General features: G+C 63.2%; 19 protein-coding genes, 1 tRNA gene and 1 pseudogene. 12 read left to right on the top strand and 9 right to left on the bottom strand.

Annotated features, from left to right (window positions below; translation table 11 throughout):
• Nucleotides 1-20: 20 nt before the first annotated feature.
• From ilvN to miaA, 3 genes are all read right to left on the bottom strand, one after another.
• Nucleotides 21-536, bottom strand: coding sequence for an acetolactate synthase small subunit (ilvN, locus tag IPF76_RS16935; protein WP_293846430.1), 516 nt, complete (start codon nt 534-536; stop codon nt 21-23).
• A 4-nt stretch (nt 537-540) separates the two neighbouring features.
• Nucleotides 541-2,295, bottom strand: coding sequence for an acetolactate synthase 3 large subunit (locus tag IPF76_RS16930; RefSeq protein WP_293846428.1), 1,755 nt, complete (start codon nt 2,293-2,295; stop codon nt 541-543).
• Nucleotides 2,296-2,370: 75 nt separating this feature from the next.
• Complete coding sequence (gene miaA, locus IPF76_RS16925; RefSeq protein ID WP_293846426.1) at nt 2,371-3,330, bottom strand: tRNA (adenosine(37)-N6)-dimethylallyltransferase MiaA; 960 nt, start codon at nt 3,328-3,330, stop codon at nt 2,371-2,373.
• On the opposite strand from miaA, the gene serB reads away from it, so the two are divergent.
• From serB to IPF76_RS16905, 4 genes are all read left to right on the top strand, one after another.
• On the top strand, nt 3,329-4,213 hold the full coding sequence (gene serB, locus IPF76_RS16920; protein ID WP_293846424.1) for a phosphoserine phosphatase SerB: 885 nt from the start codon (nt 3,329-3,331) through the stop codon (nt 4,211-4,213). The two genes, miaA and serB, sit on opposite strands and share 2 nt — an antisense overlap.
• Before the next feature lie 14 nt (nt 4,214-4,227).
• Nucleotides 4,228-4,560: a low molecular weight protein tyrosine phosphatase family protein gene (locus IPF76_RS16915; RefSeq protein WP_293846422.1), complete on the top strand. Its 333-nt coding sequence runs from the start codon at nt 4,228-4,230 to the stop codon at nt 4,558-4,560.
• Between the two features lie 49 nt (nt 4,561-4,609).
• The gene (locus IPF76_RS16910) at nt 4,610-4,960 is read left to right on the top strand and encodes a DUF2200 domain-containing protein (RefSeq protein WP_293846420.1); all 351 of its coding nucleotides are present in this window, start codon (nt 4,610-4,612) and stop codon (nt 4,958-4,960) included.
• Between the two features lie 293 nt (nt 4,961-5,253).
• Nucleotides 5,254-5,658 (top strand): ribonuclease E inhibitor RraB, encoded by a 405-nt coding sequence (locus tag IPF76_RS16905; RefSeq protein WP_293846418.1) that lies wholly within the window; start codon nt 5,254-5,256, stop codon nt 5,656-5,658.
• A gap of 67 nt (nt 5,659-5,725) precedes the next feature.
• Here the strand turns inward: IPF76_RS16905 and IPF76_RS16900 are convergent, their stop codons facing one another.
• Nucleotides 5,726-6,610, bottom strand: coding sequence for a LysR family transcriptional regulator (locus IPF76_RS16900; protein WP_293847388.1), 885 nt, complete (start codon nt 6,608-6,610; stop codon nt 5,726-5,728).
• A gap of 94 nt (nt 6,611-6,704) precedes the next feature.
• Here IPF76_RS16900 and bla point away from each other — a divergent pair, with 94 nt between their 5' ends.
• Nucleotides 6,705-7,568: a subclass B3 metallo-beta-lactamase gene (gene bla / locus IPF76_RS16895; protein WP_293846416.1), complete on the top strand. Its 864-nt coding sequence runs from the start codon at nt 6,705-6,707 to the stop codon at nt 7,566-7,568.
• 148 nt (nt 7,569-7,716) lie between these two features.
• On the opposite strand, the gene IPF76_RS16890 is transcribed toward bla, so the two are convergent.
• Nucleotides 7,717-8,880: an SPOR domain-containing protein gene (locus IPF76_RS16890; RefSeq protein ID WP_293846414.1), complete on the bottom strand. Its 1,164-nt coding sequence runs from the start codon at nt 8,878-8,880 to the stop codon at nt 7,717-7,719.
• A gap of 243 nt (nt 8,881-9,123) precedes the next feature.
• Between IPF76_RS16890 and IPF76_RS16885 the strand changes: the two genes are divergently transcribed.
• The 3 genes from IPF76_RS16885 to IPF76_RS16875 are packed head-to-tail and all read left to right on the top strand — an operon-like array spanning nt 9,124 to nt 11,959.
• Nucleotides 9,124-9,846: a ParA family protein gene (locus tag IPF76_RS16885; RefSeq protein ID WP_088443538.1), complete on the top strand. Its 723-nt coding sequence runs from the start codon at nt 9,124-9,126 to the stop codon at nt 9,844-9,846.
• Nucleotides 9,847-9,863: 17 nt separating this feature from the next.
• On the top strand, nt 9,864-10,544 hold the full coding sequence (locus tag IPF76_RS16880; protein ID WP_293846412.1) for a hypothetical protein: 681 nt from the start codon (nt 9,864-9,866) through the stop codon (nt 10,542-10,544).
• 23 nt (nt 10,545-10,567) lie between these two features.
• The gene (locus IPF76_RS16875) at nt 10,568-11,959 is read left to right on the top strand and encodes an SPOR domain-containing protein (protein WP_293846410.1); all 1,392 of its coding nucleotides are present in this window, start codon (nt 10,568-10,570) and stop codon (nt 11,957-11,959) included.
• Nucleotides 11,960-12,184: 225 nt separating this feature from the next.
• Here the strand turns inward: IPF76_RS16875 and IPF76_RS16870 are convergent, their stop codons facing one another.
• A complete protein-coding gene (locus IPF76_RS16870; RefSeq protein ID WP_293846408.1) occupies nt 12,185-12,802 on the bottom strand; it encodes a DNA-3-methyladenine glycosylase 2 family protein in 618 nt (205 codons plus the stop codon).
• Between the two features lie 101 nt (nt 12,803-12,903).
• Here IPF76_RS16870 and IPF76_RS16865 point away from each other — a divergent pair, with 101 nt between their 5' ends.
• Nucleotides 12,904-13,221: a 2Fe-2S iron-sulfur cluster-binding protein gene (locus IPF76_RS16865; protein ID WP_293846406.1), complete on the top strand. Its 318-nt coding sequence runs from the start codon at nt 12,904-12,906 to the stop codon at nt 13,219-13,221.
• Between the two features lie 113 nt (nt 13,222-13,334).
• On the opposite strand, the gene rlmB is transcribed toward IPF76_RS16865, so the two are convergent.
• Nucleotides 13,335-14,105 carry a 23S rRNA (guanosine(2251)-2'-O)-methyltransferase RlmB gene (rlmB, locus tag IPF76_RS16860; protein ID WP_293846404.1) on the bottom strand — a complete coding sequence of 257 codons (771 nt, stop codon included), beginning with the start codon at nt 14,103-14,105 and terminating at the stop codon, nt 13,335-13,337.
• Between the two features lie 79 nt (nt 14,106-14,184).
• Here rlmB and IPF76_RS16855 point away from each other — a divergent pair.
• The 3 genes from IPF76_RS16855 (at nt 14,185) to IPF76_RS16845 (ending at nt 16,250) form a co-directional block, all read left to right on the top strand.
• Nucleotides 14,185-14,270: transfer RNA gene (locus IPF76_RS16855), tRNA-Tyr, on the top strand.
• Nucleotides 14,271-14,455: 185 nt separating this feature from the next.
• Nucleotides 14,456-14,611, top strand: a complete 156-nt coding sequence (locus IPF76_RS16850) for a hypothetical protein (RefSeq protein ID WP_293846402.1) — start codon at nt 14,456-14,458, stop codon at nt 14,609-14,611.
• A gap of 964 nt (nt 14,612-15,575) precedes the next feature.
• Nucleotides 15,576-16,250, top strand: a complete 675-nt coding sequence (locus IPF76_RS16845) for a PEPxxWA-CTERM sorting domain-containing protein (protein ID WP_293846400.1) — start codon at nt 15,576-15,578, stop codon at nt 16,248-16,250.
• Nucleotides 16,251-16,929: 679 nt separating this feature from the next.
• Here the strand turns inward: IPF76_RS16845 and IPF76_RS16840 are convergent.
• A complete protein-coding gene (locus IPF76_RS16840) occupies nt 16,930-17,238 on the bottom strand; it encodes a DUF952 domain-containing protein (protein WP_293846399.1) in 309 nt (102 codons plus the stop codon).
• A pseudogene (gyrA, locus tag IPF76_RS16835) lies at nt 17,235-19,899 on the bottom strand (DNA gyrase subunit A). The gene IPF76_RS16840 and the pseudogene gyrA overlap by 4 nt, the downstream one beginning before the upstream one ends.
• Between the last annotated feature and the right edge of the window lie 57 nt (nt 19,900-19,956).

Genomic DNA, 19,956 nt, shown 5'->3' with positions numbered 1-19,956 from the left:
GTGACGGGTGTGAGTAATATCTAAACCGCCTCCGACCCGCGGGCGATGGCCACGACGCCGGTGCGGCCAACTTCGACCAGACCGCATTCGCGCATCAGTGCGATGAAGCGGTCGACCTTGTCGCTCGTCCCGGTGATTTCGAAGATGAAGCTGCTGAGCGTTGTATCGACGACCTTGGCGCGGAACACGTCGGCCATGCGCAGCGCCTCGATGCGCTTGTCGCCGCTGCCCGCGACCTTGACGAGCGCGATCTCGCGTTCGACATGCGCGCCGCCGTCGGCGAGGTCGGTGACGCTGTGGACGGGAACGAGCCGGTCGAGCTGCGCGATGATCTGGTCGATCACCGCGGGCGGGCCGCTCGTGACGATGGTGATCCGCGACAGCGCGTGATCGGCGCTGATGTCGGCGACGGTCAGGCTTTCGATATTATAGCCGCGCGCCGAGAACAGCCCGGTGATCTTGGCGAGGATGCCCGCCTCGTTATCGACGGTGACGGCGAGCACATGGCGCTCGCCCGCTTCGGTGTAGATTTTCATGGGCTTAGACCAGTGCTTTCGCTTCGTCGTCCATCGTGCCGGTGACGTCGCTCGGCTGGAGGAGCATCTCGGTGTGGGCGGCGCCCGAGGGGATCATCGGGAAGCAGTTGGCGAGCTGCGCGACGCGGCAGTCGACGATCACGGGTCCCGGCGTGTTGATCATCGTTTGGATGCCGTCGGCGAGTTCACCGAGCGTGTCGATGCGCAGGCCGGTCCAGCCATAGGCGTCGGCGAGTTTGACGAAATCGGGAAGGCTGTCCGAATAGCTGTTCGAATAGCGGCTTTCGTAGGTCAGTTCCTGCCACTGGCGGACCATGCCCATCCACTGGTTGTTGAGGATGAATATTTTCACCGGCAAGCGGTACTGCGCAACGGTGCCCATTTCCTGGATGTTCATCTGGAGCGAAGCTTCGCCCGCGATGCAGATGACGAGGCGGTTCGGATGCGCGATCTGCGCGCCGACCGCGGCGGGGAAGCCATAGCCCATCGTGCCGAGGCCGCCGCTGGTGAGCCAGCGGTTGGGGCTGTCGAAATGGAAATGCTGCGCCGCCCACATCTGGTGCTGGCCAACCTCGGTGGTGATGATCGGGTCCATGCCGCGGGTCGCGTCGAACAGCGCCTTGACCGCGCGCTGCGGCATGACTTCGGCGCCATTCTCTTTCTTTTCGGGGAAGTCGAGGCAGCGCGTCGCGCGCCAGCCGTCGACCCGGCGCCACCATTCGCCAAGGTCGCGCGGCTTGTGCCCCGCATCCTGCCAGCCCGCGATGATCGCGTCGAGCGCGCGTCCGGCATCGCCCACGACCGCGAGATCGACGGGGACGATCTTGTTGATCGAACTTCTGTCGATGTCGATATGGATCTTTTTGGAATCGGGCGAGAAAGCGTCGAGACGGCCGGTGACACGGTCGTCGAAGCGCGCGCCGACCGCGATGATCAGGTCGGCGCGGTTCATCGCCATATTGGCTTCATAGGTGCCGTGCATGCCCAGCATGCCAAGCCACTTGGGATCGTCGGCGGGGAAGGCACCGAGCCCCATCAGCGTCGACGTGACCGGCGCGCCGGTCAGCGCGACGAGCTGGCGCAACGCCGCGCTCGCATCGGGGCCGGCGTTGATCACGCCGCCGCCGGTGTAGAAGATCGGACGCTCGGCCGCGGCGATCATCGCGACGGCAGCGGCGATGGCGTCGGCATCGGGTTCGACCTGCGGGCGATAGCTTTTGTGCGCGATCTTTTCGGGGATCACATAATTGCCGGTCGCGACCTGGACGTTCTTGGGGATGTCGATCACCACCGGACCGGGGCGGCCGTGAGTGGCGATATAGAAAGCCTCGTGCAGGATCGGACCGAGGCGTTCAGGATCCATCACCAGATAATTATGCTTGGTGCAGTGGCGGGTGATGCCGACGGTGTCGCATTCCTGGAACGCGTCGGTGCCGATCAGCGCCGTCGACACCTGTCCGGTGAGCACGACCATCGGGATCGAATCCATCAGCGCGTCGGTGATGCCGGTGACGGCGTTGGTCGCGCCGGGGCCGGAGGTGACGAGGACGACCCCGGGCTTGCCGGTCGAGCGTGCATAACCCTCCGCCGCATGCGTCGCCGCCTGTTCGTGGCGGACGAGGATGTGCTTGATCGTCGGATGCTTGAAGAGCGCGTCGTAAATCGGGAGCACCGCGCCGCCCGGATAGCCGAACACCGTGTCGACCCCGAGGTCGACCAGCGCCTGAACCACCATGTCGGCACCGCTCATTTCCGTCACCACGAAACTCCTTTCGACATCAAAAACGCCGCGCTTGTGCGCTGCAACAGGGTTGCGGGCAATAGGTATATGATTCTATCCTGTCAACAGGCTTTGACGTAATTTTATTGCTAATTTATCAATATAATCGTTGTTTAGTGACTCTGGGTAACGCGGCCACTCGGCGGGTGGCTGGTTGCGGAACCAGGTATACTGGCGTTTGGCATATTGGCGGGTGGCGGCCTGCGTCAGCATTAGCGCTTCGCCGCGGTCGATAAGGCCGGTCAGATATTGCGCGATCTGCGGGACCCCGATGGCGCGCATCGCAGGAAGGTCGGGGTCGAGGTCGCGAGCCAGCAGTGCTTCGACCTCGGCGACCGCGCCGCTGTCGAACATCTGGAAGAGCCGCTGGTCGCAGCGTTCGCGCAGCCAGTCGCGCGGCGGGAGCAGGATGAGCGGGGCGAGCGTGATCGTATCGCCGATGCCGCCCGTGTGCGCGGCGTGCCAGTGGCCGAGCGGGTGGCCGGTCGAGCGGACGACTTCGAGGGCGCGGGCGACGCGCGTGGTGTCGGCGGGATTCAGGCGGGCGGCGGTATCGGGATCTTCGCGGATAAGCGCGGCGTGGGTGTCGGTAACGGGCAGGGCGCGCACCGCGGCGCGAACATCGGGGTCGATTTCGGGGATCGGCGAAATCCCGTCGAGCAGGGTGCGGATATGAAGGCCGGTGCCCCCGACGAGGATCGGGATGTCGCCTGCGGCGTGCGCAGCGGCGATGGCGGCGCGCGCTTCATCGGCCCAGCGCGCGGCATTATGCGCCTCGGCGGCGTCGATATGGCCGAAGAGGTGGTGGGGGATGCCCCCCATCTCCTTGTCGCTCGGGCGCGCCGAGAGGATCGCGAGATCGGCATACACCTGGCTCGCGTCGGCGTTGACCACGACGCCGCGCCCGACGGCTTTTGCAACCGCCACCGCCAATGCGCTCTTGCCGCTGGCGGTGGGGCCAGCGATAAGCGCGACAGGTGGCCGTGCGCCGAAAGAGGATGAAGGAGATGCCATGTTCGTCGCGACGCTGATAGCAGCCGGGAAGCTGACCGACGAGGTGGTTCGCGAAGCGATCGACCGGCTCGACGCGACAGGCCACGACGTCGGCGCGCCGCACTGGCTGGATGTCGGCGACGCCGCCGATATTGTCTTTCATGGCAGTCTGGTCAGCGCGCGTGCCGAACTAGCGTTGATGGACCATGGATCGCTCGACACGATCGTCCAGCCGCAGGGTGATCGGACCAAAAAACTGATCATCGCCGACATGGATTCGACGATGATCACCGTCGAGTGCATCGACGAACTGGCCGATTATGCGGGGCTGAAGCCCGAAATTGCGGCGATCACCGAGCGGGCGATGCGCGGCGAGCTCGATTTTCGCGCCGCACTGATCGAGCGCGTCGAATTGCTCGCGGGGATGTCCGAAGCGACCCTGGTCGACTGCCGTATGGAGCGAGTGAAACTGACGCGCGGCGCGCGGACGTTGGTGCAGACGATGAAAGCGCATGGCGCGCATTCGGTTCTGGTGTCAGGGGGCTTCACCGCCTTTGCCGGGCCGGTCGGCGAGGCGATCGGGTTCGACAAGGTGGTGGCGAATACGTTGGAAATCCGGCACGGCAAGCTGACAGGCAAGGTTGCCGAGCCGATCGTCGATAGCGCGGCCAAGCTGGCAACGCTGAAGGCCGAAGCGGCCAAGCACGGCCTGCCGCTCGCCGACACGCTGGCGGTCGGTGATGGCGCGAACGATATTCCGATGATCACGTCGGCGGGGCTGGGGGTAGGCTATTACCCGCACCCGACGGCGGCGGAAGCGGCGGCAGCGGTGGTGCGGCATCATGATTTGACGGCATTGCTGTGGGCGCAGGGTTATCCGCGGCGGAGCTGGGTGCTGGGGTAGGGCAAGGCCATTTGGTGAAGGTCCGTAACATCCTGTTCGTGTGCAGTCAGAACCGGCTACGCAGCCCGACGGCCGAGCAGATATTCGCCGACCATCCGGGAGTTGAAACGGCCTCAGCGGGAACCAATAACGATGCGGAGAACCCGCTGACGTCTGAAGCCGTTCGCTGGGCGGATATGATCTTCGTGATGGAAAAGGCACGTCGAAACAAGCTTCAGAAGCGATACAGGACCGCGCTGAACGACGTGCGCGTCATCTGCCTAGACATTCCGGACGATTATGAGTTTATGGACGAAGCACTGATCCAGCTTCTGAAGGTCAAAGTGTCCCGATATCTGCCTATGTAGGTTCCGGGATGCACCGCGAACCCGCATCCGACCGAAATGGGGAGACCCCATGACCACACACCGCATCTTTTCGATCAGCGTCGCGAGCGTGTACCCGCATTATGTCGCCAAGGCGGAGAAGAAGGGCCGGGCCAAGGCCGAGGTCGACGAGATTATCCGCTGGTTGACGGGGTATAGCCAGAAAGCGCTCGAGGCGGAGCTGGCGAACGGGACGACTTTCGAGGATTTCTTTATACACGCGCCGCGGCTCAACCCGGCGCGGTCGCTGATTACCGGGGTGATTTGTGGGATCCGGGTCGAGAATATCGAGGCGCCGTTGATGCGCGAGCTGCGCTATCTCGACAAGCTGATCGACGAACTGGCGCGGGGGAAGAAGATGGAGAAGATTTTGCGGGGGTAGGGGGGCTGCTTGAGGCCTTTGATCCTCCCGGTGGCGCAGCCACGCGGAGGTGGCAGCGCGAAGCGCTGACGGAGGGGCTGTGGCACAGCGTCGCCGCCCCTCCATCATCGCCTGCGGCGACGGTCCCCCTCACCATCGCTTGGCGACAGGGAGGATATTCTCCTCGTCGTGATCCCGGACTTGATCCGGGGTCCACAGCTACGTCGCGTTGATGGATTCCGGATCAAATCCCGGATGACGAAGGTTTAGAACGACCACTTGTGGACATTCGCTGTCGGTGGCACCTCAGACAAATGTTCTCGATCGTCGCTACCTTGGGAATCCTTTTGATGGACTTGGACCACGTTCCAATTGCGGCCGAGCGCCTTGCAAAGGAGGAGGCGTCCGATGCTCAGCTCGTAGATGCCCTGAAGCAAGCTGGGGACGTCGCCACTGTCGTTCGGACGATTAGCGCGTATTTCGTCGGAAAAGATGGTCCGATCAAAGACCTCAAGGGCGATGTCGACGCTCTTGGTTGGCGGCTGGTTAGCGTGAGTGGTCCTGAGCAAGACGGCTCATTTTATCTTTGGCTGGAACGAGAACAATCAACAAGCCTTGAAGATCTCGCTCGGCTCCGCAGCGACGCACTGAAGATAGAAGCCCACTACGAAGTAAAATATGACGGCTGGGAAACGTCCGCCGAGCCCGGAATTAACTGATCCGATCGTAATTGCTCCGTTGGTGCAACGCCACTCACTACCCCAAGGCTGACCTTCACACATCGGGTTACGCGCGGCTGCCCTCGCCCGCGATTTCATCGGCCAGCCATGCCTTGAACCGCGCCATCGCGTCACTTTCGGGGCGCGACATCAGGCGGGTGAGCCAGTAGCGGCCGGCGTCGATCGTCGTGGTGAAGGGCTGGACGAGCAGTTCAGCGGCGAGCTCGCGGGCGAACATCGAAGGCGGGGCGAGCGCGATGCCCTGACCAGCGGTGGCGGCGGTCGCCATCAGCGCCGAGCTGTCGAACATCGGGCCGCGCAGCACTGGGACGGGGACACCCGCTGCGGCGAACCACAGCGCCCATTCGTCGGCGCGATACGAGCGCAGCAGACGTTCGGGGATCAGGTCGGCGGGGGTGTGGAGCCGCGCGGCGATCGTGGGGGTGCAGAGCGGGGTCATCGGCGCGGAGAGCAACGGCTCGGCGTGGGTGCCGTGCCAGGCGCCGTCGCCGAAACGGATCGCGAAATCGAGCGCCTCGCCCGCGAGGTCGACGCGGTTGTTGTTGGTCGAGATGCGCAGGTCGATGCCCGGATGCGCGCGGGCGAAGGCGTCGAGGCGCGGGAGCAGCCAGCCGGTGGCGAAGGTGCCGACGACGCCGACTTTCAGCACTTCGCGGAAGCGGCCGCCGCTATATTGGTCGAGCGTCGCGGCGACGCGGTCGAAGGCGTCGGCGACGACGGGGACAAGCGCATGCCCCTCGTCGGTGAGCGCGAGGCCGCGCGGCAGGCGGTGGAACAGGCGGGTGCCGAGGCGGCGTTCGAGCTGCGCCACCTGATGGCTGACGGCGCCCTGGCTGACGCACAGTTCGATCGCGGCGCGGGTGAAGTTGAGGTGGCGCGCCGCGGAGTCGAAAGCGCGAAGAGCGTTGAGCGGGAGCTGGGCGCGGTCCATGTTGCAGGTATCAATTATTCTCATGGCTTTGTCGAGAAATGATGCTTTGTTACACGCGGGTCGGCTTGGCATTCTCATCGCGAAGGAGACGAAAATGTTCGAAACAATCAGTCTTATGGCGTGGCTGGCGGCGGCGAGTGGGACGCCGGTTCCGGCGGTCGATCCGCTCACGCAGCCGATTACGACATCGCGATCAGCTGAATGGCTGGCGCCTGTGCCGCCCGAGAAAATTTATGGTAACGGCTATCTGGTCGGGTTCGGCGGGATGAGCGTCGCACTGATCGATACCGGCGATGGGCTGGTGCTGATCGATGGCGCCTTGCCGCAGGCGGCGCCCGCGATTCTGGCCAATATTCGCACGCTGGGATTCGACCCCAGAGACATCAAATTTATTCTGAGCACCGAGCCGCATTTCGACCATGCCGGCGGGCTCGCGGCGCTGGCGCGCGACACCGGCGCGACCGTGGTGGCGAGCGCGCGCGGGGCCGAGGGGTTGAAGTCGGGACGCCACGCCGCCGACGATCCGCAGCTGGCCTTTGGCGGCAGCTGGCCCGCGGTGACGACGCCCATGCGCGTGATGAATGATGGCGAGGTGATGACGCTGGGCAAGACCGCCATCACCGCGCATGCGACGCCGGGGCATACGATGGGCAGCATGAGCTGGAGCTGGCAGGCGTGCGAGGGCAAGAGGTGCAAGGTGATCGTCTTTGCGTCGAGCCTGAATCCGGTGTCGGCGGACGATTACAGGTTCAGCAGCCCTGCGGGAGCGCCGTTCGTGGCGGGCTTTGCGCAAAGTTATCGGACGATGGTGGCACTGAGCTGCGACATCCTGATTTCTGCGCATCCCGACAATGCGGGCGAGGGGCGGTATCGTGCCGATCCGGGGGCGTGCCGTGCTTATGCCGACCGGTCGCGCGAAGCGCTGGCGAAGCGATTGGCGGCGGAGAAGACGAAGTAGCTTGTTCTCAATCTTCCCTGCGGCGAAGCCGTGGGCAGGTCGCAGTCCGCAGGACTGACGGAGGGCCCCTGGCGCTGCCGTCGCTGTCCCTCCACCCCACGCTTCGCGAGCGGCCCCCCCAAGACTTCGTCACAGGGAGGATTTGGCCTTATTTATCGACGACCAGACAGGCCTGCCCGCCCTTGGTAAGCGCGGCGCAGAAGTTGTTGGCTTCGCCCTTGTTGGCAAAGCCGCCGGTCTGGAGGCGGGTGACCTTGCCGGTCTTGAAGTAGGTCGGCTGACGCTCGGCCACGGCAGGGTATTTTTTGCCGAGCGACGTCCAGAGGTTTCGCGCATTGGCCTCTACCCCGAACGCGCCGAGCTGTGCTCGCCAAGGGCTGTTGCCGCCGCCGGGGCGGGCCGGGGTCGGGGTTTCGCGGACCATGATGGGTTCGGTGTTGAGGGGCGGCTTGGTTTTGGCCGGAGTGGGCGGCAGCTTGCCGCTGGCGGGCGGCGGCGCATAGGTCGTGCCGGGCTTTGCCTTGGCTGCATCGGCCGCCGCGGTGGCTTCGGCAGCGGCGAGCGCGGCGGCCTGCGCGGCGGGCGTCAAGGGGGCCGGGGTCGCGATCACCGGCGGCGGCGTGTAGCTGGCGCCGGGAACCGAGGCGGGCAGGCTGGCGGTCTTGATCGGCGAGGCAGGGGCCGCCTTTGCGGCAGGCGGTGCCGCAGCGTTGACCGCGGACAGGCGTGCGCGCGCCTCGTTCTTTTCGATTTCTGGCAGCATCGCGAGCCCGCGCTGGCGCTGGTCGAGCGGGATCAGGCTGTCGAGCTGCGCCAGCCGCGCCGAGGCGACGCTCAGCCCGGCGTCGCTGGCGCGCTTGGTCAGCGCATAGGCGCGCGGCCAGTCCCGCGCGGCAAGGTCGCCGTTGAAGTGGGCGGTGCCAAGGACATATTGCGCCCGCGGCTCGCCGCGTTCGGCCGAGCGGAGGATGAAGGGCATCGCTTCGTCGCGGCGGTTGGCGGTGAACAGGACGAGACCCAGATTATCTTCGGCCTGCAAATGCCCCTGTTTCGCGGCGCGGCGGTACCAGGCCTCGGCCTGCGCCAGATCGGCGGGCACGCCGCGGCCGAGCTTATAGGCCTGACCCAGGTTGAACTGCGCATCGGCATCGCCAGCGAGCGCGGCGGGGCGCCATTGGGCGACGGCGCCCTGATAATCGCCGCGCTGCCAGGCATCGACGCCGTCCTTGACGTCGGCATGGGCGGGTGCGGTCAGCACTGTCGCCGCAATCAGCGGCAGCGCCAGCGAAACGGCGGTGCGGAATGGTCGCATCTTATTCTCCAATGACTTGCATCGCTGCAGTCCCCGACGGTTTCTTAGCGTGAATTGGCTAACACCGCGTTAGCAAGCTGCACCAGAGGCGATATTTGATCCATTTCGGGACAAGTCTCTCTTGAGGTCTTGTTAACCACGATGGCGAGCGAGCCGTTCACCTTCTTTTTATCATCGTTAACTCAATTTTAGCGCCCCGCATGGCATTCCACCGCCAATTCGTGGTTTTTCAGGGGGACAGCTGTGCGCGTTTTGGCATTGGCTTCACAAAAAGGCGGGTCGGGAAAAACGACCTTGTCGGGGCATCTCGCGGTACAGGCGCAGCTTGCGGGAGCGGGTCCGGTCGTCCTGATCGATATCGATCCGCAGGGCTCGCTCGCCGACTGGTGGAACGAGCGCGAGACCGATCTGCCGGCCTTTGCCCAGACGACCGTGGCGCGGCTTGCTTCGGATCTGGAAATTCTGCGTCAGCAGGGCTTCAAACTCGCAGTCATCGATACGCCGCCGGCGATTACGATGGCGATCCAGAGCGTGATTTCGGTCGCCGAACTGATCGTCGTCCCGACCCGGCCCAGTCCGCACGATCTGCGCGCCGTTGGCGCTACCGTTGACCTTTGCGAACGCGCCGGCAAGCCACTGGTATTCGTGGTCAACGGCGCGACGCCGAAGGCCAAGATCACCAGCGAAGCCGCGGTTGCATTGTCGCAGCACGGCACCGTCGCTCCGATCACCTTGCACCACCGCACCGACTATGCCGCGTCGATGATCGACGGGCGAACGGTGATGGAAGTCGATCCCAATGGCCGCTCGGCCGAAGAGATCCGCCAGCTGTGGACCTATATGAGCGACCGGCTCGAAAAGAATTTCCGCCGCACCATCTTTGCCGCGCCGATCCCGACGCAGGGCAATTATGGCGCGGTCCGTCCGATGGGCGGTGGCTTCGGCCGCCGCATCGCTGGCCAGTGACGGGAGGGATCGGAACCATGGGCGAACCCAAACCCCTCGCATCGCTGAGCGCCGGACTGCTGGCCCGCAAGGGTGGCGCACGGCCAGCCATGCGCCGCCAGCCGCTGGGCAGCGGTCCCGCACCCGTCAATTCGGTCGGCTATGACGATCTTGGCTGGAACGACATGGGCTATGACGTCGATCCCGACCAGTCGGGCGAACCGGCGCGGATGCTCGACCTCAAGCCACTGCTCACCGGTTCGGTGCTGGCGCATAATGTCGAGGCCGAACATGCCGTCGACGACAGCGTCGGCCATGAACTGACCGATGCGGTTGCCGAGGATTATGCGGCCGTAGATTATGGCGCCGATGCTTTTGAAGCCGAAGCGCATGAAGTTCCTGAAATCGTTCGCCAGCAGGAATCGCTGATCGATCGCGTCGCCGCCGTGGCGCGCAAGGTCGAAGCGCGGCCCGAGCCGAAAGCGAAGAAGGAAAAGGCGCCGCGCGCGCTGCGGGCGCGCGAAAAGGCGGCCTTCACGCTGCGCCTCGACGCCGAACGCCATCTGCGGCTGCGGTTGGCGAGCGCGGTGACGAACCGGTCGTCGCAGGTGATCCTGACCGACCTGCTCGACGAATATCTGACCACGCTGCCCGAAATCGACGCGATGGCGAGCCGCCTGCCGGCAGCACGCCCATCGCGCCAGACAATGCCGCGCTGAACCAGTCCAAAGGGGACCCTAAGATGAACCGCAAAATGCTGATGAACCTCGCCGTTTCGGGCTTTGTGCTGAGCGTCGCCACCGGATGCAGCGGGATGGGCGCGATGGCCGAGGCGCCGTCGCGCGCCGCGGGGAAACCCGCGGTCGCCGCCAAGTCGGCGGATCAGGCGCGCGCGGCGCTCGAAGCCGGGAAAGTCACCAAGGCGGTCGGCCTGGCCGAAGCCGCGGTTGCTGGAAACCCGCGCGACGCGAGCTATCGCGCGCTGCTGGGACAGGCGTACCTCAACGACGGCCGTTTTGCATCGGCCACCGCAGCGCTCGCCGAAGCGATGGAACTGGGCGCGACCGACAGCAATACGATTATCGCCCTGACGCTGGCGCAGATTGCGCAGGGCAAGAGCGCCGAGGCGATTTCGCTGCTTCAGGCGCACCGCGACACCGTACCGGCGTCCGACATCGGGTTGGCGCTGGCACTGGCCGGGGACAGCGAAGGTTCGATCTATGTTTTGACCGACGCGGCGCGTGAACCCGATGCCGGCGCGCGGACGCGGCAGAATCTGGCGCTCGCCTTTGCTCTCTCCGGGCGCTGGGCGCAGGCGCGGATCCTGGCGTCGCAGGACCTGTCGCCCGCCAAGCTCGAAGCGCGGATGCTGGAATGGTCGAAACTGGCCGAAAGCCCGAACGCGCAACTGCGTGTCGCGAGCCTGATCGGCACCACGGCGCAGGAGGATGCCGGGATGCCGGTTCGCCTTGCGCTCAGCAATTATGGCGAGACGCAGATGGCGGCCGCCGCACCGGCGGTCGAACTCGCGAGCGCCGATCCGGCGCCAGTCGCCGCCTATGCGCCGCCGCCGCCGGTGCTGGCCGATGCCAGCAGCGCGATCCGCAGCGTCGAGCTGCCGATGCCCGAACGCACCGCCGATGGCGTCGTGCCGGTCACCGAATTGCCGCAGCCGAAGGCCGCGGGCGAAGTCATCATGGCCGACGCAGCCCCCTATCGCGCCGCTCCGCGCGTCGCGGGCGAGGGTCGTATCCGTCCAGCGCAGCAACAGGCGCTGGAACTGGCGACCGTGCTGATCCCGAAGGCGATGGCGTTCAATGCCCAAAAGCCCAACGGCTGGGCGGTGCAGCTCGGCGCCTATGACAGCCTGGGCATTGCCAAGGAAAAATGGGGTGGCTTGAAAAAACGGAACAGCGTGCTCGCCAATTTCCCGGCATCGAGCCACGCCGCGACGGTCAATGGTCGAACCTTTTATCGCTTGACGGTGAATGGTCTGGCGACGCGCACCGATGCGAATAATCTGTGCCGCGAACTGAAAGCGCACGGTCAGACCTGCTTCATCCGCGCGATGGGCGGCAGCGAGAGCATCCGGTGGGCATCGAAAGCCGGCGCACTGCGGCTCGCTTCAAGGTAATTGAGTTTCCCAGCCTGTCGGCGGGATCCACGGAAAAGGGACGCGGTCAGCGAAGGCCGCGTCCCTTTTTCTGTCAGGAGATGGTCGCATACTGCCAATATGATCATCCCATCCTTGCATCATTCGCGTGATAGCGGGAACCCAGCGTACTGTCGCTGCGACGAGGTACACCCCCCCATGGAATGATGAGGTTGGGTGGCGGACGGTCAAACCAGGGTCATGATTCTAAATCACCGCCATATTATAGCAGTGCCAGCTGAAAATCGCCGCGGCGCCGCGGTGCGGGCGCCAGGGTTCGGCGAGTTCGCGCGCTGCCTTCTCGCTGGGACGTGCACCGAGCTGGAGGATGCGGCCGACGGCTTCCTGCACCGCGAGATCGCCGGCGGGCCAGATGTCGGGACGGCCCTCGGCAAACAGCAGGTAAATTTCGGCCGACCAGCGGCCGATGCCCTTGACCTTGGTGAGTAGCGCGATCGCTTCCTCGTCGTCGGCGGGCAGCGCGTCGAACTTGAGCTCGCCGTCGAGGATCAGCTGCGCCAGACTCTTGGCATAGCCTTGTTTCTGGCCCGACAGGCCGCACGCGCGCAGCGTGTCGAAATCGGCAACTGCGACGACTTCGGCTGGGCAGCCTACGCCGAACTGCGCCTCAAGTTTGTTCCAGATCGAGTTCGCGGCGGCCACGCTGACTTGCTGGCCGACGATGGTGCGAAGCAGGGTGGTGTAACCCGGTGCGCGGATGCGCGGTTCGGGATAGCCCGCGTTGCCGAGCGCGCGCGCGAAGTTCGGATCAAGCGCCGCGAGCGCATCGATGCCCGCGTTCAACTGCTGCTGGGTCAAGCCCATGTCATATTCCCTTTTTGTTCCTCAATCCGTCACTAGCAGTGCTTGATTTGCCGTGCAACGCGCGACATAGCGCCAGCAACATCGAAGATATGGGGACTAGCATGGCCAAGCTGATTGTCGTGACGCGTGACGGAACCGAACATGAGATCGAAGGCGACACCAGCCTGACAGTGATGGAAAATATCCGCGATGCCGGGTTCGACGAACTGCTGGCGCTGTGCGGCGGTTGCTGTTCGTGCGCGACGTGCCATGTCCATGTCGAGGCGGGTGCGGCGGATCAGCTGCCCGCGATGAGCGAGGACGAGAACGACTTGCTCGATTCGACCACCGACCGCGACGCCATGTCGCGCCTGTCGTGCCAGCTGCCGTTTAGCGAGGCGCTCGACGGGTTAAAGGTGCGGATCGCGGCGGAGGATTAAGCTCTGCTCCCTCGTCATTGCGAGGAACGGAGCGACGAAGCAATCGCCAGCTATCGGCATTGAAGGCTGCTAGCTGGAGATTGCTTCGTCGCTCGCTATGACAGCCTTTGGGCTCAGCCCTTGCCCGCCGTCGCCACCGCGTAGAGCGCGACGGCAGCGGCGTTCGAGATGTTCAGGCTTTCCATGCGCGGCGAGATCGGCAGTTTGGCCAGCACGTCGCAATGCTCCATCACATTGTGGCGCATCCCGTCGCCTTCGGAACCGAGCACTAGCGCGACCTTGCTACCGTCGAGCGTCGAGCCCAATGTCGTTTCGGTGTCTCCCATCAGCCCGATGCGCCAGTATTGCGCCTCGGCAATCTCCTCCAGCGCGCGCGACAGGTTGACGACGCGGATCCACGGCACAATTTCGAGCGCTCCAGAGGCCGACCGCGCGATGACGCCGCTTTCGGGCGGGCTGTGGCGGTCTTGGGTGATGATCGCGGCAGCATCGAATGCGGCGGCCGAACGCAGCACCGCGCCGATATTGTGCGGATCGGTGACCTGATCGAGGACAATGAGCGGGCGCTTGCTGTCGGTATCGACCTCTAGTTGCAACAGGTCGCCAAGATAGATGTCTTCGAGCGGATCGACCTCGATCACCAGCCCTTGATGCGGCGCATCGCGCGCGACCAGTCGCGCGAGGTCGGTAACCTCGGCATAGCTGATCGGAACCACCGGCGGCAGGTCAAGCTGACCCAGCGCTTCGCGCGTTCCCCAGATGCGTTTGACGGTGCGTTCGGGGTTGGCGAGCGCCGCGAGAACGGCGTGGCGGCCCCAGAAACGGGTGGCCTGGCCGCGCTGGGCCTGGCCTTGCGGGCGACGGTGACGGGAAATCTGTCTCATAGCGCGCGCCTTTCCCATGACTGGCATTGACAGGCAAGCCTCGTTTCGCCATTGGACCGCTTCCCAAAGCGGACCCCATGGACAGGTGGCCGAGTGGTTAAAGGCAGCAGACTGTAAATCTGCCCGGGTTTCCGTACGCTGGTTCGAATCCAGCCCTGTCCACCACCGCCCTCAAGGGCGCTGAAAACCCTAGAAAACATTGGTTTCTGACCTTCCGTTGCTACACAAAGTTGCTACACGGAGGCATGGAAGCTGTGTTCAAATTATCCCGCCGAAAGGGGTCCGCGAAGTGGCAGGTTCGGAAGCGTTGGCCGACTGACGTTGCGAGAATCCTCCCCGGTGAGTTCAATATGTCCACCGGAGAGGAGGACAAGAAGGCCGCTCAGGGGATGCTCCCAGTGATCGCGCCGGCGTACACCCGACAGGTGCAGAAGGCCCGCGACAAACTCGCTGCTGCGTCCAAACGCGGGCCGCCGGTGACCAATGCAACAAAGGTGAGCAAATGATCTCGATCCGTTCGATGCTTATCAGCGCGCTTGGCGCAGCATTCGTGCTACCCGGGGTTCCAGCCGTCGCGCAGAATGCCCTCTATAAAAAAACGGAGCGCGGATAGTTCATCTGTAAAGAAACGCAATCATGCGTCGCATATGCCGACTTCGACACCGGCACGATGCTGCGGCTATCAAACCGGGTGGAGGAACGCCGCTTATATTTCAGTGCGTTTAATGAAAACTGGGAGCACTTGCGGCCGTTGGCTGGGCAAAACGTGTCGCTATTCCTCAACTTTCCCGATCTTAAGCGGAGTCACGGAACCGCTGCTGTCATAACAGAAAATCAGAAGCGCATGGGTATCGCTCTTGCGAACCTAGCAAATGAGGAGGTTTTGCTGATACCGCCGGGGAGCACCTCTTTGTCCATTGAGGTGCTCTTTGCCGGGATAACGAAGCCTGCTGCAGTTGATCGTGTGCGGATCGTCGGTGGAGGCGAAGTTGCTCTTTTGTTGACCAAATGCTCTCAAGAGAATCCCGAGACGACTTGTAATCGCGTAAGCGGTAGAACTTGCAGGGGCCGTGCGGGAGATAAGGGCAAGCAGTAACACGTCGCTGACCACCATCGCCGCCGAACTCAATGCACAGCGTATCCAGACACGGCGGGGGCGGGCGGTGGCATGCCTCCAGCGTTCGCAACCTGCTCGCTAGGCTGTAGGTTTCCGGGTACACTCAAGATGCCCTACATCGTTTTGGCTGACTTGATTGCCGCCTAGTTTAGTAATTTTTCCGTTATCGTCTGTTAATACCGCCTGCTTCGCATATTCGCTTTGTTTAACGCCCTTTAGCGGCAACGGGGCTTTTCCGGTGAGACTCGTAGTGTCCCGTTTAGAAACAGAAGTTTAGATTTGCGTTCTCGCTTGTTAAGTTTACAGCAGCGAGCGTAAGGTCACGATTGGGTGGCATGTTGAGGGGCTTAATTATGTTTATCCGAACCGGCATTACGGTTATCACTGCGGGAGTCCTCGCGACGGCCCTCCCGACGATGGCAGCTGCAGCGGTGGTCCTCACTGACCCCGGAGCAGGCCCCGGCACTACTATCGTGACGTTCGACGATCATGCCCTCGCGCCAGGGACAGTAATTACTAATCAATATGCTTCGGCCGGTCTGACCGTAAGCGGGCAACCGTTATATGCCTCGAATGCTTACACAAATAACTCTGCCGTCATGGTGGGCATGCATGCAGCCTCATTTGCAAATAACGGCGCTGGCACCCCGCAGGCTATTTGGGATTTCACGTTTGCATCGCCCGTACAGCTCGCTGGGGCATTTTTTGAATTCAACTCGCCGACTTCTGCAACGTTTCAAACCTATCTCGCCGGGAATCTCGTGGAAAGCTACACTTACAACAACAATAACTGTTGCAGTTCACCTCAGTTCATTGGGTTTTCAGGAGTATCATTTGATACTTTTCGTTTGTCCAATGTCACTGGCAATGATTTTTATATGGAAGACTTGAAGTTTAGCAGCGTCAGTGGAGCGGTACCTGAGCCCTCTACATGGGCTATGATGCTCTTAGGCTTCGGCGGGATTGGTTTTGCGATGCGTCGGCGTGGCCAGCAGCAACGCAAGTTAAGGGTGCGCTACGCCTTTTAATTCTCGCTTAATTTGGGATTTCAGGCGCCGCCGGCTTTCCAGCTGGCGGCGTTCTGATGTGGAAAATCGGCTCTAGACCCAAACCTTCGCGGACCTCTGAAATGGGCTTAACGTTTCTAAAGGAACAGGTCATGGCCTTGCTGTTGCCCCACTGAACTGCCACACATTTGCCCACAACGGCAGTGAAAGACCCTAGGTTTTCTGCGGTTTTCTGGTGAAATCTGGTAATCCAGCCCTGTCCACCAAACTTCTTTCACTTCCCGCAGCACTCCCCGGTTTGGACTAGCCTTCGGGCCAGCGCCTGCCTGGGCTGCTACATAATTTTCTACAAGAGTGGGGCAGTGGCCTGCGGCCGATCCCGCTTACGCAGCACGTTTGGGTAGGCGCCCAGATCGCGCGACGCCCGCACGTTCGTTCGCCCCGCGCTCGAGGTCACCCTTACCGCCTCAAGCCGGAACTCACGGCTGGGCTTGCGTCTTTGCAGTGTGGGCCTCCGATAGATGGAAACACACTGTCTCGGTGGCCGTCCAAACCGGCAGCAGGCCTCATCATCGATATCGCAGATGCTGAGCAGGAGGCAGGTGATGAGGCTTATTCTCCGGCGAACACAAGGGTCCGAAGCTGGATCAAAGCTGTAGGAAAGCGCGTTCGCGTGTTCGCAGGAGCAAGTGTACCCACTTCAATCCCGCCGTTGCAGGCTAACCACCACGTCGATCGGCAATTCGGCGTAGAGATGCGGGAACATCTCGCCGCCGCGCGCTTCTTCCCAGCGGATCGCGTCGCCGAGCCGGATGAGATCGACCTCGACGAGCATCAGATCGGTTTGGCCGGCGAAATGCTTGGCCAGCGTTCCTTCGAGCTGCTCGGTGGTCGAGAGGTGGATATAGCCGTCGGCGATGTCGATCGGGGCGCCGCGAAAGACGCGTTCGCGTTCGAAATCGGCCCATTGCTGATGGGTCAATATCTTGAAGGCGGTGGTCGTGATCATTCGGCAGTGCTGTCGGGTGTGGTTTCGGGGGCTTCAGTTCCGGCTTCGGTCTCTACGCCCTCGACTTCGACTTCTTCGCTTTCCTCGATCAGCGCCGCCGACACGACATGTTCGTTGTTCGCAACGTCGAACAGACGGACGCCCGCCGTTCCGCGGCCGATAACACGCATCGAATCAAGTCCCATGCGGATCAGTTTCGCCTGGTTGGTGACCAGCATCAGCTGATGCGCCTTGGTCGCGGGGAAGCTGGCTACGACGAGGCCGTTGCGGGCGATGTTGTCGATGTTGGTGATCCCCTGACCACCGCGGCCAGTGCGGCGATATTCATAGGCGGACGAGAGCTTGCCATAGCCGTTGGCGCAGACGGTGAGGATGAACTGTTCGCGCGCGGCGAGCTCTTCCATGCGGTCGGCGGGCAGCGTCGGTTCGTTCTCATTGTCCTTCCACGGCGCGGCGCGCAGATAGGCTTCGCGTTCGTCGCCGGTCGTGCCGACGCGGTGGAGAATCGACAGCGAGATCACCTCGTCGCCCGCGGCGAGGCGCATGCCGCGTACGCCGGTCGAATTGCGGCTCTGGAATTCGCGGACGTCGTCGCCGGCAAAGCGGATCGCCTTGCCTTGCTGCGTCGCGAGCAGGACATCGTCGCTTTCGTCGAGCAGGGCGACGCCGATCAGACAGTCGTCCTCGTCCTCACCTTCGAACTTCATCGCGATCTTGCCGTTCGATGGCACGTTGGTGAAGGCGTCCATGCTGTTGCGCCGCACGCTGCCCTTGGCGGTGGCGAACATGACGTGGAGCTTGCCCCACTCGGTTTCGTCTTCGGGAAGGGGAAGCACGGTCGAGATCGTCTCGTCCTTGCCCAGCGGCAGCAAATTGACCATCGGGCGTCCGCGCGTCGCCGGTCCGCCTTCGGGCAAGCGCCACACCTTCATGCGGTACACTTTGCCGAGGGTCGAGAAGAACAACACCGGGGTGTGCGTCGAGGTGACGAACATTTCGGTGACGACATCCTCGTCCTTCGTCGCCATGCCGGCGCGGCCCCTTGCCGCCGCGGCGCTGGGCGCGGAACGTGTCGAGGGTGGTGCGCTTGATATAGCCGTCCATGGTGACGGTCACGACCATCTCTTCGCGCTCGATCAGATCTTCGTCGTCGATGCCGTCGGCGGCAGGCGCGAGCTGGGTGCGGCGCGGTTTGGCGAATTCGTCACGCACCGCGATCAGCTCTTCGCGCATCACGGCAACCAGCTTGTCGCGGTTGGCGAGGATACTCAGAAGTTCCTCAATCTCGTCCGCCAGTTCCTTGAGTTCTTTGCCGATTTCGTCGCGGCCAAGCGCCGTCAAGCGATGCAGGCGGAGATCGAGGATGGCCTTGACCTGGACTTCGGACAGGCGATAGCTCGAGCTGTCGTCCAGCTCGCCGTCGATCGCTTCGACTAGGCGAATATAAGGCGCGATGTCGCCGATCGGCCATTCGCGCGCGAGCAGCGCTTCGCGAGCCGCGGCGGGGCTGGGCGAACCCCGGATGATGCGGACGACTTCGTCGAGATTGCTGACCGCCACGACGAGGCCGAGCAAGATATGGGCGCGGTCGCGTGCCTTGTTTAGCTCATACTTGCAGCGACGAGTGATCACTTCTTCGCGGAAATCGATGAATGCCGACAGGATCGTCTTGAGCCCCATCATTTCGGGGCGGCCGCCGCGGATTGCCAGCATATTGGCGGGGAAGGATGATTGCGCCGGGGTGTGGCGCCAGAGCTGGTTGAGCACGACCTCGGCGGTCGCGTCGCGCTTCAGCTCGATGACGACCCGGACGCCTTCGCGGTTCGATTCGTCGCGGATGTCGGAGACGCCTTCGATGCGCTTGTCGCGCGCCGCTTCGGCGATTTTCTCAACCAGACCCGACTTGCCGACCTGGAACGGAATGGACGTCAATACAATCGATTGTCGGTCGTTTCTGCCTTCCTCAATGATGTGCGTCGCGCGCATCATCACCGAGCCGCGTCCGGTGGCATAGGCGTTGCGCGCGCCGCCCTGGCCCAGCATCAGCGCGCCGGTCGGGAAATCGGGGCCGGGGATGATCGTCATCAGTTCGTCGAGGGTGATTTCGGGATTGTCGATCGTCGCCAGCGTCGCGTTGATCACTTCGCCCAGGTTGTGCGGGGGGATGTTAGTTGCCATGCCGACCGCAATGCCGCCCGCGCCGTTGACGAGCAGATTGGGATAGCGGGCGGGCAGGACGGTAGGCTCGGACTCCGACCCGTCATAGTTCGGCTGGAAATCGACGGTGTCCTTGTCGAGATCGCCGAGCAGCGTGTTCGCGACCTTGGCAAGGCGCGATTCGGTGTAGCGCATCGCCGCTGGCGGATCGGGATCCATCGAGCCGAAATTGCCTTGGCCATCGACGAGCGGGACGCTCATCGACCAGTCCTGCGTCATGCGCGCGAGCGCGTCGTAGATCGAGCTGTCGCCGTGGGGGTGATATTTACCCATGACGTCACCGACGATACGCGCCGATTTGCGATAAGGACGCCCCGCGACATAGCCGCTTTCGAACGCCGAATAGAGGATGCGCCGGTGCACCGGCTTTAGCCCGTCGCGCACATCGGGCAGCGCGCGGCTGACGATCACGCTCATCGCGTAATCGAGGTAGCTTGTCTTCATTTCGTCGACGATGTTGATCGGCGAAATGCCGTCTTCGGACGGCGGCGTCGGCGTATT

This window comes from Sphingopyxis sp. (genome assembly GCF_016704835.1).
In the GTDB taxonomy this organism is placed as follows: Bacteria; Pseudomonadota; Alphaproteobacteria; order Sphingomonadales; family Sphingomonadaceae; genus Sphingopyxis.
This window is presented reverse-complemented; position numbering and strand designations above follow the sequence as displayed.

Coding starts and splice junctions, on each gene's coding strand:
- ilvN (WP_293846430.1), bottom strand. CDS start 536: ATGAAAATCTACACCGAAGCGGGCGAGCGCCATGTGCTCGCCGTCACC.
- serB (WP_293846424.1), top strand. CDS start 3,329: ATGTTCGTCGCGACGCTGATAGCAGCCGGGAAGCTGACCGACGAGGTG.
- miaA (WP_293846426.1), bottom strand. CDS start 3,330: ATGGCATCTCCTTCATCCTCTTTCGGCGCACGGCCACCTGTCGCGCTT.
- IPF76_RS16910 (WP_293846420.1), top strand. CDS start 4,610: ATGACCACACACCGCATCTTTTCGATCAGCGTCGCGAGCGTGTACCCG.
- IPF76_RS16905 (WP_293846418.1), top strand. CDS start 5,254: ATGTTCTCGATCGTCGCTACCTTGGGAATCCTTTTGATGGACTTGGAC.
- IPF76_RS16900 (WP_293847388.1), bottom strand. CDS start 6,610: ATGGACCGCGCCCAGCTCCCGCTCAACGCTCTTCGCGCTTTCGACTCC.
- bla (WP_293846416.1), top strand. CDS start 6,705: ATGTTCGAAACAATCAGTCTTATGGCGTGGCTGGCGGCGGCGAGTGGG.
- IPF76_RS16890 (WP_293846414.1), bottom strand. CDS start 8,880: ATGCGACCATTCCGCACCGCCGTTTCGCTGGCGCTGCCGCTGATTGCG.
- IPF76_RS16880 (WP_293846412.1), top strand. CDS start 9,864: ATGGGCGAACCCAAACCCCTCGCATCGCTGAGCGCCGGACTGCTGGCC.
- IPF76_RS16875 (WP_293846410.1), top strand. CDS start 10,568: ATGAACCGCAAAATGCTGATGAACCTCGCCGTTTCGGGCTTTGTGCTG.
- IPF76_RS16870 (WP_293846408.1), bottom strand. CDS start 12,802: ATGGGCTTGACCCAGCAGCAGTTGAACGCGGGCATCGATGCGCTCGCG.
- IPF76_RS16865 (WP_293846406.1), top strand. CDS start 12,904: ATGGCCAAGCTGATTGTCGTGACGCGTGACGGAACCGAACATGAGATC.
- rlmB (WP_293846404.1), bottom strand. CDS start 14,105: ATGAGACAGATTTCCCGTCACCGTCGCCCGCAAGGCCAGGCCCAGCGC.
- IPF76_RS16850 (WP_293846402.1), top strand. CDS start 14,456: ATGTCCACCGGAGAGGAGGACAAGAAGGCCGCTCAGGGGATGCTCCCA.
- IPF76_RS16845 (WP_293846400.1), top strand. CDS start 15,576: ATGTTTATCCGAACCGGCATTACGGTTATCACTGCGGGAGTCCTCGCG.
- IPF76_RS16840 (WP_293846399.1), bottom strand. CDS start 17,238: ATGATCACGACCACCGCCTTCAAGATATTGACCCATCAGCAATGGGCC.